This is a genomic window from Azonexus sp. (assembly GCF_049652925.1).
Classification (GTDB): Bacteria; Pseudomonadota; Gammaproteobacteria; order Burkholderiales; family Rhodocyclaceae; genus Azonexus.
This window is the reverse complement of sequence record NZ_JBASFI010000025.1, coordinates 14,516-28,467: the sequence shown is the minus strand read 5'-3', so window position 1 is coordinate 28,467 and position 13,952 is coordinate 14,516. Positions and strand designations below refer to the sequence as shown.

Annotated in this window: 17 protein-coding genes; 13 read left to right on the top strand and 4 right to left on the bottom strand. The window is 60.9% G+C overall.

The features are described from left to right. Window positions 1-33 precede the first annotated feature (33 nt). From hisA to tatC, 8 genes are read left to right on the top strand one after another with little or no spacing between them, the layout of a single operon-like run. Window positions 34-786: a 1-(5-phosphoribosyl)-5-[(5-phosphoribosylamino)methylideneamino]imidazole-4-carboxamide isomerase gene (gene hisA, locus WBK19_RS13810; protein WP_511290650.1), complete on the top strand. Its 753-nt coding sequence runs from the start codon at window positions 34-36 to the stop codon at window positions 784-786. After that, the gene (hisF, locus tag WBK19_RS13805) at window positions 786-1,544 is read left to right on the top strand and encodes an imidazole glycerol phosphate synthase subunit HisF (protein ID WP_226401462.1); all 759 of its coding nucleotides are present in this window, start codon (window positions 786-788) and stop codon (window positions 1,542-1,544) included. The genes hisA and hisF overlap by 1 nt, the downstream gene beginning before the upstream one ends. Window positions 1,545-1,600: 56 nt before the next feature. Then, entirely contained in the window at window positions 1,601-1,939 is a 339-nt protein-coding gene (hisI, locus tag WBK19_RS13800; protein ID WP_404827015.1) for a phosphoribosyl-AMP cyclohydrolase, read from the top strand. Next, window positions 1,936-2,262, top strand: coding sequence for a phosphoribosyl-ATP diphosphatase (locus WBK19_RS13795; RefSeq protein WP_494647211.1), 327 nt, complete (start codon window positions 1,936-1,938; stop codon window positions 2,260-2,262). The genes hisI and WBK19_RS13795 overlap by 4 nt, the downstream gene beginning before the upstream one ends. Further along, complete coding sequence (locus WBK19_RS13790) at window positions 2,259-2,609, top strand: histidine triad nucleotide-binding protein (RefSeq protein WP_511290648.1); 351 nt, start codon at window positions 2,259-2,261, stop codon at window positions 2,607-2,609. The genes WBK19_RS13795 and WBK19_RS13790 overlap by 4 nt, the downstream gene beginning before the upstream one ends. A gap of 10 nt (window positions 2,610-2,619) precedes the next feature. Next, window positions 2,620-2,853 carry a Sec-independent protein translocase subunit TatA gene (gene tatA, locus WBK19_RS13785; RefSeq protein ID WP_226401454.1) on the top strand — a complete coding sequence of 78 codons (234 nt, stop codon included), beginning with the start codon at window positions 2,620-2,622 and terminating at the stop codon, window positions 2,851-2,853. Between the two features lie 46 nt (window positions 2,854-2,899). After that, the gene (gene tatB, locus WBK19_RS13780; RefSeq protein ID WP_511290646.1) at window positions 2,900-3,265 is read left to right on the top strand and encodes a Sec-independent protein translocase protein TatB; all 366 of its coding nucleotides are present in this window, start codon (window positions 2,900-2,902) and stop codon (window positions 3,263-3,265) included. Further along, window positions 3,262-4,089 (top strand): twin-arginine translocase subunit TatC, encoded by an 828-nt coding sequence (tatC, locus tag WBK19_RS13775; protein ID WP_511290644.1) that lies wholly within the window; start codon window positions 3,262-3,264, stop codon window positions 4,087-4,089. Before tatB ends, tatC begins: the two co-directional genes overlap by 4 nt. On the opposite strand, the gene WBK19_RS13770 is transcribed toward tatC, so the two are convergent. Next, window positions 4,090-4,893, bottom strand: a complete 804-nt coding sequence (locus WBK19_RS13770) for a class II glutamine amidotransferase (protein ID WP_511290910.1) — start codon at window positions 4,891-4,893, stop codon at window positions 4,090-4,092. A 61-nt stretch (window positions 4,894-4,954) separates the two neighbouring features. Then, the gene (locus WBK19_RS13765; protein ID WP_511290643.1) at window positions 4,955-6,109 is read right to left on the bottom strand and encodes a Do family serine endopeptidase; all 1,155 of its coding nucleotides are present in this window, start codon (window positions 6,107-6,109) and stop codon (window positions 4,955-4,957) included. Between the two features lie 13 nt (window positions 6,110-6,122). On the opposite strand from WBK19_RS13765, the gene WBK19_RS13760 reads away from it, so the two are divergent. After that, window positions 6,123-6,869, top strand: coding sequence for a Nif3-like dinuclear metal center hexameric protein (locus tag WBK19_RS13760; protein WP_511290641.1), 747 nt, complete (start codon window positions 6,123-6,125; stop codon window positions 6,867-6,869). A 134-nt stretch (window positions 6,870-7,003) separates the two neighbouring features. Here the strand turns inward: WBK19_RS13760 and WBK19_RS13755 are convergent, their stop codons facing one another. Then, window positions 7,004-8,041 (bottom strand): type IV pilus assembly protein FimV, encoded by a 1,038-nt coding sequence (locus tag WBK19_RS13755; protein WP_511290639.1) that lies wholly within the window; start codon window positions 8,039-8,041, stop codon window positions 7,004-7,006. 114 nt (window positions 8,042-8,155) lie between these two features. On the opposite strand from WBK19_RS13755, the gene WBK19_RS13750 reads away from it, so the two are divergent. After that, window positions 8,156-8,857, top strand: coding sequence for a fumarylacetoacetate hydrolase family protein (locus WBK19_RS13750; RefSeq protein WP_511290637.1), 702 nt, complete (start codon window positions 8,156-8,158; stop codon window positions 8,855-8,857). Between the two features lie 77 nt (window positions 8,858-8,934). Here the strand turns inward: WBK19_RS13750 and paaK are convergent, their stop codons facing one another. After that, on the bottom strand, window positions 8,935-10,230 hold the full coding sequence (gene paaK, locus WBK19_RS13745) for a phenylacetate--CoA ligase PaaK (RefSeq protein WP_511290635.1): 1,296 nt from the start codon (window positions 10,228-10,230) through the stop codon (window positions 8,935-8,937). 160 nt (window positions 10,231-10,390) lie between these two features. On the opposite strand from paaK, the gene WBK19_RS13740 reads away from it, so the two are divergent. The 3 genes from WBK19_RS13740 to sucD all read left to right on the top strand — a co-directional run bounded on the left by WBK19_RS13740 (window position 10,391) and on the right by sucD (window position 13,933). After that, entirely contained in the window at window positions 10,391-11,731 is a 1,341-nt protein-coding gene (locus tag WBK19_RS13740) for an MATE family efflux transporter (protein WP_511290633.1), read from the top strand. 136 nt (window positions 11,732-11,867) lie between these two features. Beyond that, the gene (gene sucC / locus WBK19_RS13735) at window positions 11,868-13,028 is read left to right on the top strand and encodes an ADP-forming succinate--CoA ligase subunit beta (RefSeq protein ID WP_511290631.1); all 1,161 of its coding nucleotides are present in this window, start codon (window positions 11,868-11,870) and stop codon (window positions 13,026-13,028) included. Window positions 13,029-13,039: 11 nt separating this feature from the next. Next, window positions 13,040-13,933, top strand: a complete 894-nt coding sequence (sucD, locus tag WBK19_RS13730; protein ID WP_511290629.1) for a succinate--CoA ligase subunit alpha — start codon at window positions 13,040-13,042, stop codon at window positions 13,931-13,933. The last annotated feature ends 19 nt before the right edge of the window (window positions 13,934-13,952 follow it).

Below are 13,952 nucleotides of genomic sequence, written 5' to 3'. Positions count from 1 at the left end.
TCGCATCTGTCGAATTTAATCTCCTAGAATCCCATGCTGATTATTCCTGCGATTGATCTCAAGGACGGCCAATGCGTCCGTCTCAAGCAGGGCCTGATGGAACAGGTCACTGTTTTTTCCGATAGCCCGGCCGAACAGGCGCGTCACTGGCTTGAGCAAGGCGCCCGTCGCCTGCATCTGGTCGACCTGAATGGTGCCTTTGCCGGCAAGCCCAAGAATGCGGCGGCGATCAAGGCCATTCTGGCCGAAGTCGGCGACGAGATTCCCGTCCAGCTCGGCGGCGGCATTCGCGATCTCGATACCATCGAAGCCTGCATTGACGGCGGCTTGACCTACGTCATCATCGGCACGGCGGCCGTCAAGAATCCCGGCTTCCTGCACGATGCCTGTGTCGCCTTCCCTGGCCACATCATCGTCGGCCTCGATGCCAAGGACGGCAAGGTGGCGACCGATGGCTGGTCCAAGCTGACCGGCCACGATGTCGTCGATCTGGCCAAGAAATACGAAGACTATGGCGTCGAGTCGATCATCTACACTGACATCGGCCGTGATGGCATGCTCTCCGGCCTCAATATCGAAGCCACCGTTCGTCTGGCCCAGGCGCTGACCATTCCGGTCATCGCTTCCGGAGGTCTGACCGGCTTTGACGACATTCGCGCCCTGTGCGAGGTTGAAGGCGAAGGCATCGTCGGCACCATTGCCGGCCGCGCCGTTTACGATGGTTCGCTCGACTTCAAGGCGGCGCAGGATATGGCCGACGATCTGATGGCAAAAGCGCGCGCCTGATGCTCGCCAAACGCATCATCCCCTGCCTTGACGTCACGGCTGGCCGCGTCGTCAAGGGCACCAATTTCGTCGGCTTGCGCGATGCTGGCGATCCGATCGAGATCGCCCGCCGCTACAACGAGCAGGGCGCCGACGAGGTGACGTTCCTCGATATCACGGCGTCCAGCGATCAGCGTGACATCATTCTGCACATAGTCGAAGCCTGCGCCGAGCAGGTCTTCATTCCGCTCACCGTCGGTGGCGGCGTGCGCAAGGTCGAAGACGTCCGTCGTCTGCTCAACGCCGGTGCCGACAAGGTGTCGATGAACACGGCAGCGGTGCAGAATCCCGATCTCGTTTTCGACGCATCAAGCAAGGTTGGTTCGCAGTGCATCGTCGTCGCCATCGACGCCAAGCAGGTTGCGCCTGGCCAGTGGCACGTTTTCACGCATGGCGGTCGCAACGATACCGGCCTCGATACGATTGAGTGGGCCAAAAAAGTCGCCGCCCTGGGCGCTGGTGAAATCCTGCTCACCAGCATGGATCGCGATGGCACCAAGAACGGTTTCGACCTGGCGCTGACCCGCGCTGTCTCTGATGCGGTGAGTATTCCGGTCATTGCCTCGGGCGGTGTCGGCAATCTGCAGCATCTGGCCGACGGCGTCAGCGAAGGCCGCGCCGATGCCGTGCTGGCCGCCTCGATTTTCCATTTCGGTGAATACACCGTCCGCCAGGCCAAGGAATACATGGCAGCGCGTGGCATTGAAGTGCGGTTGTGAGCGATCTCGACAATTCCCTGAACTGGCTGGAAGCGTTGAAGTGGGACGCCGACGGCATGATCCCGGCCATCGCCCAGGATGAAAACGGGCGCGTCGTGATGTTCGCTTACATGAACCGCGAGTCGTTGCAGGAAACGCTTCAGTGTGGCAACGCGGTATACTGGTCGCGTTCAAGAAAGCGTCTTTGGCGCAAGGGCGAGGAGTCGGGGCATTTCCAGAAAATCCGCTCCATTCGCACCGATTGCGACGGCGACGTCTTGCTGTTGAGCATTGAACAAGTGGGCGGGATTGCCTGTCATACTGGCCGCGAAAGCTGTTTTTTCAATGAATTGAACGGGGACCGCTGGGTTCCCGCTGATCCGGTTCTGAAAGACCCGAAGGAAATCTACAAATGAGCACCCATGACATGCTGCACCGTCTGTCCGAGACGCTGGCTTCCCGTCGGCACGCCGATCCGGAAAAGTCCTACACCGCCAAGCTCTTTTCGGAAGGCCCTGATTCGATTCTGAAAAAGATCGGCGAGGAAACTGCCGAGCTGATCATGGCTGCCAAGGATGGTAAGCGCCTGAACATTGTCTGGGAATCGACAGACGTCATTTATCACGTACTTGTCCTGCTCGCCTTCTACGGCTTGAGCATCGAGGACGTTTCGCAGGAAATGCGCCGCCGCGAAGGCATTTCCGGTATCGACGAAAAGGCGGCACGGGGCAACAAGTGAGCGATTGCATTTTCTGCAAGATTGTCGACGGCAAGATTCCGGCCAAAAAGGTCTATGAAGATGAGGACATCCTCGCCTTCAACGACATCAATCCAGTGCGTCCGGTGCATGTGCTGGTGATTCCGAAGAGGCACATCACTTCGCTGGCAACTGCCGTCGCCGAAGATACGCTGGTGCTGGGCAAGATTCTGGCCAAGGCGAACGAAATTGCGGTATCTCAAGGTAGCCCGGATGGTTTCCGGGTGATCATCAACACAGGACGCGTCGGGCAGCAGGAAGTTCAGCACCTGCACGCGCATATCGTGGGCGGACCGGATCCGGTCGGCCCCATGCTAAAACGCATCTAGGAGACAAATCATGGGCAGTTTTTCCATTTGGCACTGGCTGATCGTTCTGGTCATCGTCATGCTTATCTTCGGTACAAAGAAGCTGCGCAATGTCGGGCAGGATCTGGGCGGTGCAGTCAAGGGTTTCAAGGACGGCATGAAGGATGCAACGGCGGGCGACAAGCCGGCCGATGCCGCGCAGCCGACCCAGCAGGTGGGCGGTCAGACCATCGACGTCGAAGTCAAGGAAAAGACCAAGTCCTGATCTTTCGGACGGGATATCTCCCGTTCCTTGATACGACTTTCAAATCATGTTCGATATCGGCTTTTCCGAATTGATGGTGATCGGCATTGTGGCGCTGATCGTTATCGGCCCCGAGCGCCTGCCCAAGGTGGCACGCACGCTCGGGCACCTGCTCGGCCGCGCCCAGCGTTACGTTAACGATGTGAAATCCGACATCAGCCGCGAAGTGCAGCTTGACGAGTTGAGAAAGTTGCAGTCCCAGGTCGCCGATTCAGCACGCGAACTGGAAAGCTCCGTGCGCAACGAATATCAAACTGCGCGCAGCGCGATCGAGGCGCCGGCGCAGGAAGCTGTGGCCGAATTGCAATCGACCGCTGCCTCGCTGAGCGAAACCCTGCCGGTCGCTGAAACCATTGGCAAGCCGGCGGCATGAGCGAACCCCAGGAAGACTCCTTTATCTCTCATCTGGTTGAGCTGCGTGATCGCCTGATTCGCAGCCTGATCGCCATTGCGGTCGTGCTCGGTGTCCTGTGCATCTATCCGGGGCCGGGGGAAATCTACGATATCCTCGCCGCGCCGCTGACGAGAGCCTTGCCGGAAGGCACCAAGATGGTCGCCATCGGCGTCATCACGCCGTTCATGGTGCCGCTCAAGGTGACGGCCATGGTTGCCTTCGTGCTGGCCTTGCCATTCATTCTTTTCCAGGTTTGGGGTTTTATCGCCCCCGGCCTGTATGCCCACGAAAAGCGGTTGGGGATTCCGCTGATCATTTCCAGCACCTTCCTGTTCGTGTCCGGCATGGCTTTCTGTTACTTCTTTGTGTTCGGGCAGGTGTTCAGTTTCATCAGCAGCTTTGCGCCGAAGAGCATTACGCCTGCGCCAGACATTGAGGCTTACCTGTCCTTCGTGATGACCATGTTCCTGGCTTTTGGCCTTGCTTTCGAGGTGCCGGTGGCGCTCGTGATGCTGGTCAAACTCAACGTCGTGACCGTCGAAAAGCTCAAGGAGTGGCGCTCCTACTTCATCGTCGGCGCCTTCGTGGTGGCTGCCGTGGTGACGCCGCCGGATGTCGTTTCCCAGTTGGCACTGGCCATCCCGATGTGCCTGCTTTACGAGTTGGGCATCCTGGCCTCGCGGCTGGTCTCTCGTCAGGCACCGATGGAGGTGACCCTCACGGTCAACCCGGAAAATGACGCAAAAATGGAAAGTGAATTGGACAAGGCGGAAGAAGAGTTCCGCAACTTGTCCAAGGACTGATCAGGCCTTTTTCACCGGCCCCGGTCGCGTCGGCAAGGTCTTGACCGGCGCCCCTTCTTCGAACCACCACAGCGTTCCCGGCAGCATGTCGATCCAGGCCTCATTGTCGGTCAGCGGCAATGTCGCGATGACGGCGACGCGGTCATCCGGCGAGGTGACATCGCTGAAGTCGACCGTGATGTCCTGGTCCATCAGGTGGGCCTGGGCGAACGGCGCCTTGCGCACGATATGGCTCAGTTTGGTCGAAGCGTGGGCAAACAGGCAGTCGCCATTCGAGAGCAGGAAATTGAATTCACCATGCTGCGCAATTTTCAGCGTCAGTTCATGGACGGCATCGAACAGCGCGCTGCGTTCCGGTACATGGTTTCCGAAGCGCCGGCGCAACTCCTGCAACAGCCAGCAGAAAGCGCGTTCGCTGTCGGTCAGGCCGACCGGAACGAAACTGCCATCGAGTTGCGGCATGAAATCGAAGAGGTTGCCGTTGTGGGCGAAAATCCAGTAACGGCCCCACAGTTCGCGCATGAACGGATGGGTATTTTCCAGACCCACGGCCCCCTGCGTTGCCTTGCGAATATGGGCAATGACGTTCTTCGAGCGAATCGGATAGTGGCGGACCAGTTCGGCCACCGGCGAGGTGCTCGACGGCTGGGGGTCAAGGAACAGGCGGGTGCCTTTGCCTTCAAAAAAGGCAATGCCCCAGCCATCCGAATGAACATCCGTGGCGCCGCCCCGGGCCTGGAATCCGCTGAATGAAAAGCAGATGTCGGTCGGCACATTGCAATTCATGCCAAGTAATTGGCAAATTTTACACACCCCTCAGAGCGTGTTGCAGGTGTTCATTCACCCCGAGCAACTGGCACATGGCTTACTCTTTTTCGGCGCGCATGGCCGGGCGTTTGCCGATTTTGACCTGCACTTCGACAATGGTCTTGTCGCGACGCAGGCGGAAAGCCGAGCGGTCGTCCGGGGTCAGGGCGGCAATCAGGTCGAGCATGACCTGCGGATCCTTGACGGCCTTGCCGCCAACCGAAAGCAGGACATCGCCGGGACGGATGCCGGCCGTGTCGGCCGGGCTGCCGCGCACGACGCCGGCGATCAGGGCGCCTTCGTTGTCGGGCAGGCCGAACGACTCGGCCAGTTCGGGCGTGATTTCCTGGGCCTCGACGCCGATCCAGCCGCGCGTCACGGCGCCGGTCCGGATGATCTGTTCCATGATGCTGCGGGCGCTGGAAACCGGGATGGCGAAGCCGATGCCGAGTGAGCCGCCGGTGCGCGAGTAGATGGCGGAATTGATGCCGACCAGATTGCCATTGACGTCGATCAGCGCGCCGCCGGAGTTGCCGGGGTTGATTGCAGCATCGGTCTGGATGAAGTTCTCGAAGGTGTTGATGCCGAGATGCGAGCGGCCGAGGGCCGAAACGATGCCCATGGTCACCGTCTGGCCGACACCGAAGGGGTTGCCGATGGCGAGCACGACATCGCCGACGCGCAGGTTGTCGAGCTGGCCGAAGGTAATGGCCGGCAGTTTGTCAGCCTTGATCTGCAGGATGGCGAGATCGGATTCCGGGTCGCTGCCGACGATCTTGGCCTTGTAGGTCTTGCTGTCGTTGAGCGAAACCTGGATGTCGTCGGCACCGTCGATGACGTGGTAATTGGTCAGGATGTAGCCGTTCGGGCTGACGATGACGCCGGAGCCGAGGCCTGAGTTGCGCTGCGGCTGACCTTCCGGGCGCTCGCCGAAAAAGTGGCGGAAAATCGGGTCGTCGAACAGCGGGTGACGTTGCTGCTTGATTTCCTGGGTGGTGTAGATGTGGACAACAGAAGGCAGCGCGGCGCGGGCGGCGTCGCGATACGAGCCGGTCGGCGCGACTTTGCCGTCGTCGCTGCTGGCCGGTGCTTCCTGCACAGCCAGGACGGCCTGCCGCTGCGGTAGCCACTCCGGTTTCAGGGTGGTGACGACGAACAGAATGGCCAGCGCAACGGTGACCGTTTGTGCAAAAATCAGCCACAACCTCTGCATGGAAATTGTCTCGATGAAACGTGAAGAATTGTTGGAGTATCTGGACGGGCTGTTGATGCCCGGAAAGTTCCGGGATTATTGCCCAAACGGCCTGCAAGTGGAAGGCAGTTCGGAGATCACCCGCATCGTGGCCGGCGTAACGGCCAGCCAGGCGCTGCTCGACGCGGCGGTTGAGCGCCAGGCCGATGCCATTCTCGTGCACCACGGCTATTTCTGGAAAGGCGAGGATGGCCGGGTTACTGGTATTCGACGCAAGCGGCTGGCGACGTTGCTGGCACACGACATCAACCTGCTGGCCTATCACCTGCCGCTCGACGCCCACCCGGAGCTCGGCAACAACGCCCAGTTGGCCAGCCGGCTCGGCTGGATTCCGGACGGCCGTTTTGGCGAGCAGGATATCGCCTGGCTGGGAACGCTAGCCGAGCCTTGTGCCTTGACGGCGCTGGTGGTGAAAGTGGCGGCGGTTCTCGGGCGGGAGCCGATGGTGATCGGTGACGGTGCCCGACCGATTCGACGGATCGGCTGGTGCTCAGGCGGGGCGCAGGGCTATTTCGAACAGGCCATCGCGCTCGGTGTCGATGCCTTCATGTCCGGCGAAATTTCGGAACAGACCGTGCACCTGGCCCGCGAGAGCGGCGTGGCTTATCTGGCGGCCGGGCATCATGCTACCGAGCGCTACGGGGTGCAGGCGCTGGCCGGGCATCTGGCGCAGCAGTTTGGCATTGCCTGCGAATTCGTCGATGTGGATAACCCGGTCTAGGCGGTTCACGGTTTTGCCGGGAAAGCGGCAAAACCCTTTTTCAAATTTGGCCAAAAATTCCGGTTGACCGTGGCAATGATGGCTGGCGGCATGGAACGACAAAGCGAGGCCTGTTCGCCCCGGTTTCTGCCCGGTCAAGCCGATGCCGGCTGGCGTGGTTTGGCGATGCGCGGCGGTGGGGCATCGAAGCTGCGTGATTTGTCGTGCCGGCGGCTGACCAGATGGGCGACGCCGGCTGACACGCTGCCACCGAGCAGAAGGCCGATCAGCAATTCGAGCCAGCCGTCGCGGCTGGCTGCGCTACGGGTCGGGGCTTGCGTGGCGGTCGTCTGGACGCTGGGCAGGATGCCGGGCGTTGCCGGTTGCGCCTGCATGTCCTGCAACTTTTCCTGCACCGCACGCGATTCGGCGCCCAGGGTCACGGCGGTATTCAGTTTGTCCACTTCCTGATTGAGCAAATGCAGCGTCGTCTCCATCTTGAGCAGGCGCTCGTCGAGCTCATTGACGGGGGCAAGTGGATCGCCGGCGCCGGGGGGCGGCAGTTCGTCGAGGGCGGCGCCGAGGACAACCCGGTCCTTGTTGCTGGCCATGCCGGCCAGCGTGTCGCGCGCCAGCGGTTTCTTAACCTTCGCTGTGGCTCTTGGCTGGGCGCGTTCCTGGCGGGGTTTGGCGGCTGGCTGGTCTGGCGACGCGTTGTCGGTAGTTGCGTTCGCGCTGAAGCGCTCGGCCTGGGGGCGACGGGGCTGGACTGCGCGCGGCAAAGGCGCCGCAACCTCGGCCGGCGGCTCGATGTCCCCGACAGAGGTTGGCGGGGCTGGCAGCAGCACATATTCGCGTTGCACATCCATGCCGCAGCCAGCGCGCAGGTTGATGAGGAGGATTGGCTCGTCGATGGCCTTGCTGCCGGTGAGAATCAGCCGGTAATCCTGGCCGATACGCACCAGCCGGGTCCGGGCGCTGGTGACGACCGGCAGGTCGGCGCCGGGAATGGGACCGAGCGTGAAACAGGCAACATCGAGGGATTCACCGCCGAAGATGACCGGGATGTCGGCGCGCAGGGCCTCGCCGATGCGTGAATGAAGGTTGATTTCGCCGAGTCCGACGGCGCTCGCCGTGCCCGAGATAATTGCCATGCTCAGCAGTCCGTGGCGCAGCAGTCGTGAAACGATCATCCGGTGTTCTATGTCAATTGGTTTTCGGGTGGCGAAACTTTATCACCGGGCTGGCCGGGAGCGGGTGAAATGTTGCACACTTTCAGCCCCGAACATCGACCGTGGAGCCATCCCATGAACCTCGCCTTCCCGCCGCATCCATTCGCCACCTTGCCGATTGCCGGGAGCGAGCAGCGCTTTCCGGTTCGCCGGATATTTTGCGTCGGCCGCAACTATGCCGACCACGCACGCGAGATGGGGGCGATCGATCAGGCCGAGGGGCGCGAGCCGCCGTTTTTCTTTACCAAGCCGGGCGATGCGGTGGTTGGTGGTGAGGGGGAAATCAACGTCGCCTATCCGCCGCTGACCAACAACCTCCATCACGAAGTCGAAATGGTCGTTGCCCTCGGGGCGGGTGGGGCGAATGTTGCGGTCGACACGGCAAATAGCCTGATTTTCGGCTACTCCGTCGGCCTCGACCTGACGCGGCGTGACATGCAGGCGAAGGCCAAGGAAAAGAGCCACCCGTGGGACATGAGCAAGGGTTTCGATCAGTCGGCGGTGGCCGGGCCGATTTGCCCGGTGGCAGTCAGCGGACATCCCGCCGCCGGCCGCATCTGGCTGAGGGTGAATGGTCAGCTGCGTCAGGACGGCGACCTGTCGGCGATGATGTGGAAGGTCGCTGAAATCATCGCCAACCTGTCCACGATGGTTCGCCTGGAGGCCGGCGATCTGATCTACACCGGAACGCCGGCTGGCGTTGGTCCGCTGGTTCGCGGCGATGTGCTGGAGGGTGGCGTGGACGGCGTCGGCACCCTGAGTGCCTGCATCGTTTAAGGGCGCAGATCCCCGCTTCGCCCGCCGCGAAGCGGAGTCCCGGGTGTGTCGAGACCGCGGGGATGACACCGAAAACCTTACTTCGGTCGCTTGTCGATAACCCGTCTGGCCTTGCCGATCGAACGCTCGACGCCGCCTTCTTCGACGATGTCGATCTTGGCCGAGATGCCGATGTAGGATTTGATGTGGTGCTGCAGGTCGTGCGCGACGAACTCCTTCTCGGCGCCGCTGGCAAACTGGAACTCGCGCTTCAATTCGACATTGACCTTCATCGAGTCGAGATGGCCGTCGCGGCTGACTTCGATGACGTAGTGCGGCGACAGCTTGGGTTGCTTGAGGATCAGCTCTTCGATCTGCGACGGGAAGACATTGACGCCGCGGATGATCAGCATGTCGTCCGAGCGCCCGGTGATCTTGCCGATGCGGCGCATCGAGCGCGAGGTCGGGGCGAGCAGACGGGTCAGGTCGCGCGTGCGGTAGCGGATGACCGGCATCGCTTCCTTGGTCAGCGAGGTGAACACCAGTTCGCCCTGGCTGCCTTCGGGCAGCACTTCACCGGTGACCGGGTCGATGATTTCCGGGTAGAAATGGTCTTCCCAGATGACCGGACCGTCCTTGCTTTCGGCGCATTCGTTGGCGACGCCCGGGCCGATCACTTCGGACAGGCCATAGATGTCAATGGCGTCGATGTCGAAGGCGTTTTCAATCTCGCCGCGCATGGCGTCGGTCCACGGTTCGGCGCCGTGGATGCCGATGCGCAGCGCAGTGCTGCGCGGGTCGATGCCCTGGCGACGGAACTCGTCGGCGATGTTGAGCATGTAAGACGGCGTCACCATGATGATGCTCGGCTTGAAGTCACAGATCAGCTGAACCTGCTTTTCGGTTTGTCCGCCCGACATCGGGATCACCGTGCAGCCCAGCTTCTCGGCGCCGTAATGGGCGCCCAGGCCGCCGGTGAACAGGCCGTAGCCGTAGGCAACATGGACGATGTCGCCGGGCCGGCCGCCCGATGCGTAGATCGAGCGGGCGATCAGGTCGGCCCAGGTATCGATGTCCTTCTGCGTGTAGCCGACGACGGTCGGCTTGCCGGTCGTGCCGCTTGAGGCGTGAATGCGGGCGACCTTTTCGCGCGGCACGGCGAACATGTTGTACGGGTAGTTGTCGCGCAGGTCCTGCTTGGTGGTGAACGGGAATTTGTTGAGATCGGCCAGCGATTTCAGGTCGTCCGGATGCACCCCGGCCGCGTCGAACTTGGCTTTGTAATACGGCACGTTCTGGTAAACGTGGTTCAGCGTCCATTTCAGGCGCTCGGTTTGCAGGGCGACGATTTCGTCGCGGCTGGCATTTTCTATGGCGTGCAGGCCCAGGCTCATTGTTCTCTCCCTCTGGAACCATAAATTCTGAAGTGGCAGCCGGGGAGGGCGCTTGAGGCAGATCAACTACGTCCGTTTTTAATTTTGGCCCATTTTTCCGGTTGACCGTGGAAACCAGCTGGCGGGGCCGGCTGGCCGCGTTATGCGACAATCCTGCCCCATGTTTCGCGCCGCGGCGCGTGGCCTGATTGCCCACGCCCTTCCCATCCTGATCGCCCAGTTGTCCTCCATTGGCATGATGGTGGTCGATACCGCCGTGCTTGGCCATGTCAGCTCGCTCGATCTGGCTGCCGTGGCGATTGGCGGCGGCATCCACGTTTCGGTCGTCTTCGCGCTGGTCGGCATTCTGCAAGCGGTGTCGCCGGTCGTCGCCCACCTGCATGGCGCCGGGCGCGATGACGAAGTTGCCGGCGTTCTCCAACAGGGTTTCTGGCTGGCCATATTGCTCGCCGTGCCGGGCATCCTGTTCCTGACCCATCCCGGCGCCGTGCTCGGCATGGCCGACATGGATGCGGCGGTCGACGCCAAGGTTCGCGAATACCTGGCCCTGCTCGCCTGGAGCCTGCCGGCGGCCCTGTTCTACCGGACGTTCTGGGCTTTCTGCAATGCGCTGGGCAAGCCGCGGGTGCTCATGGGCATCGGCCTGTTCAGCCTAGCCTTGCACGCCCTGCTGGCTTGGGGCTTCGCTCTGCAGGGCTGGCTCGGCGCACCACTCGGCGTCGCCGGCTGTGCCTTGTCCAATATTCTGATCGGCTGGCTGGCCTGCATCAGCGGCGCCGCCTATCTCGCCTTCGGGCCGCTCGGCCAGCGTTATCGGCCTTTTTCCAACTGGCAGTCGCCGAACTGGACTGTCTGGCGCGAACTACTCCGCATTGGGGTGCCGATGGGCTTGTCCAATCTGGTCGAAATTACCTCGTTTACGTTGATTGCCCTGTTCGTCGCCTCGCTCGGGGCGACGGTGGTTGCCGGCCATCGCATCGTCGCCAACCTGTCAGCGCTGATCTACATGATGCCCCTGTCGCTTGGTATTGCCACCATGGTCGCCGTTGGTCAGGCGGTCGGCGCACACGATGGGGTGCGGGCGAGGGCGACAATCCGCGCCGGGCTGATCCTGGCCGGCGCCTCGTCATCCGTCGTCGGTCTGCTGCTCTGGCTCATGGCCGAACCGCTGGTCGCCGCTTATACCGATGATCCGGACGTACGTGCCGTGGCCATGAGCCTGATCATCTATGTCGCCATCTATCAGTTTTTCGATGCGCTGCAGACCATCGCCGGCCACGTTTTGCGGGCCTACCGGGTGACTTTCGTGCCGATGCTGGTGCAGATTTTCTGCTTCTGGGGGATCGGCCTGCTCGGTGGCGCCTGGCTCTGCTACCGCTGGTCAACGCCACTTGGCGTCGCCGGTTTCTGGCTGGGCGCCGCGCTCAGTCTGCTACTCGCTGCTGCGATGCTGCTGCCCTTGTTGCGCAAGGTGGTTGTGGCGACGGAATCAATCCCATAATTATGAATTTCGGCCTGCAAAGTTTTTAGGGCTATGTGGTAAGATTTTGAGTTCAAGCCGGTATAACCGGGTGGGGTCGGGGGAAGTTTCGGCCACTGCTCATTGCTCGCAACTCAACTAAACGCAAGGAAAGCGCATGAAAATTCACGAATATCAGGGCAAACAACTCCTGAAAAAATTCGGCGTTACGGTTCCGCGCGGGATTCACTGCACGACCGTCGAAGACGCAGTCAAGGCAGCTGAAACCCTGGGCGGCAAGGTCTGGGTCGTCAAAGCCCAGATTCACGCTGGTGGCCGTGGCAAAGGCGGCGGCGTCAAGGTCGCAACTTCGCTGGAAAAAGTGCGCGAGTACGCCAACCAGATTCTTGGCATGCAGCTGATCACGCATCAAACCGGTCCGGAAGGCCAGAAGGTTCGTCACCTGCTGATCGAAGAAGGTGCCGACATCCAGCACGAGTACTACGTTGCAGCGCTGACTGATCGCGCCACGCAGTCCGTCGCCATCATGGCCTCCTACGAGGGCGGCATGGATATCGAAGAAGTCGCCCACAAGACCCCGGAAAAGATCGTCAAGGTCTTCGTCAATCCGCTGGTTGGCCTGACCGACGAGCAGGGCATGACCCTGGCCAAGGGCATGGGCATGCAGGAAGCCTCGATTCCGCAGTGCATCGACACGCTCAAGAAGCTCTACACCTGCTACATGGAAACGGATGCTTCGCTGGCCGAAATCAATCCGCTGATCCACGAAACCGACGGTACCGTCAAGGCCATCGACGCCAAGTTCAATTTCGACTCCAATGCGCTGTATCGTCAGCAGGAAATCGTCGCCATGCGCGACCTGGACGAAGAAGATCCGGACGAAGTCGAAGCCTCCCAGTTCGATCTGGCCTACATCTCGCTCGACGGCAACATCGGCTGCCTGGTGAACGGTGCCGGTCTGGCCATGGCCACCATGGACACCATCAAGCTGTTCGGTGCCGAGCCGGCCAACTTCCTCGACGTCGGCGGTGGCGCCACGACCGAGAAGGTGACCGAAGCCTTCAAGATCATGCTCAAGAACCCGAAGGTCAAGGGCATCCTGGTCAACATCTTCGGCGGCATCATGAAGTGCGACACGATTGCCGAAGGCGTTGTTGCTGCAGCCAAGCTGACCCACCTGAGCGTGCCCCTCGTTGTTCGCATGAAGGGTACCAACGAAGATTTGGGCAAGAAGATCCTCAAGGATTCCGGTCTGCCCATCATCTCTGCCGATTCCATGGCCGAAGCCGCCACCAAGATCGTCGCTGCGGTCAAGTAAGGAGCTATTGAATGTCCATTTTCATCAATAAGAACACCCGCATCATCACCCAGGGCATCACCGGCAAGACCGGTCAGTTCCATACGGAAAAGTGCCAGGAATACGCTAACGGCAAGGAATGCTTCGTTGCTGGCGTGAACCCGAAGAAGGCTGGCGAAAGCATCTTCGGTATTCCTATTTTCGGTTCCGTCAAGGAAGCTGCCCAGACCACCGGTGCGACCGTTTCCGTCATCTACGTGCCGCCCCCGGGCGCCGCTGCCGCGATCTGGGAAGCCGTTGAAGCCGATCTGGATCTGGCCATCTGTATCACTGAAGGCATTCCTGTTCGCGACATGCTCATCCTGCGCAACAAGATGAAGGAAAAGGAAGCCAAGGGCGGCAAGAAGACCCTGCTGCTCGGCCCGAACTGCCCCGGCCTGATTACCCCGGACGAAGTGAAGATCGGCATCATGCCGGGTCACATCCACCGCAAGGGTCGTATCGGCGTGGTTTCCCGCTCCGGCACCCTGACCTACGAAGCCGTTGGCCAGCTGACCGAAATCGGTCTTGGCCAGTCGTCTGCTGTCGGTATCGGTGGCGATCCGATCAACGGTCTGAAACACATCGATGTCATGAAGGCCTTCAACGACGATCCGGATACCGACGCTGTCATCATGATCGGCGAAATCGGCGGTCCTGACGAAGCCGAAGCCGCCATGTGGTGCAAGGAAAACATGAAGAAGCCGATCGTCGGCTTCATCGCTGGCGTCACCGCGCCGGCCGGCAAGCGCATGGGTCATGCTGGTGCCTTGATTTCCGGTGGTGCCGATACGGCTGATGCCAAGCTGGAAATCATGGAAGCCTGTGGTTTCACCGTGACGCGCAACCCGTCCGAAATGGCCAAGCTACTCAAGGCCTTGCTGTAAAATTCAAGCCTAGCTCAAC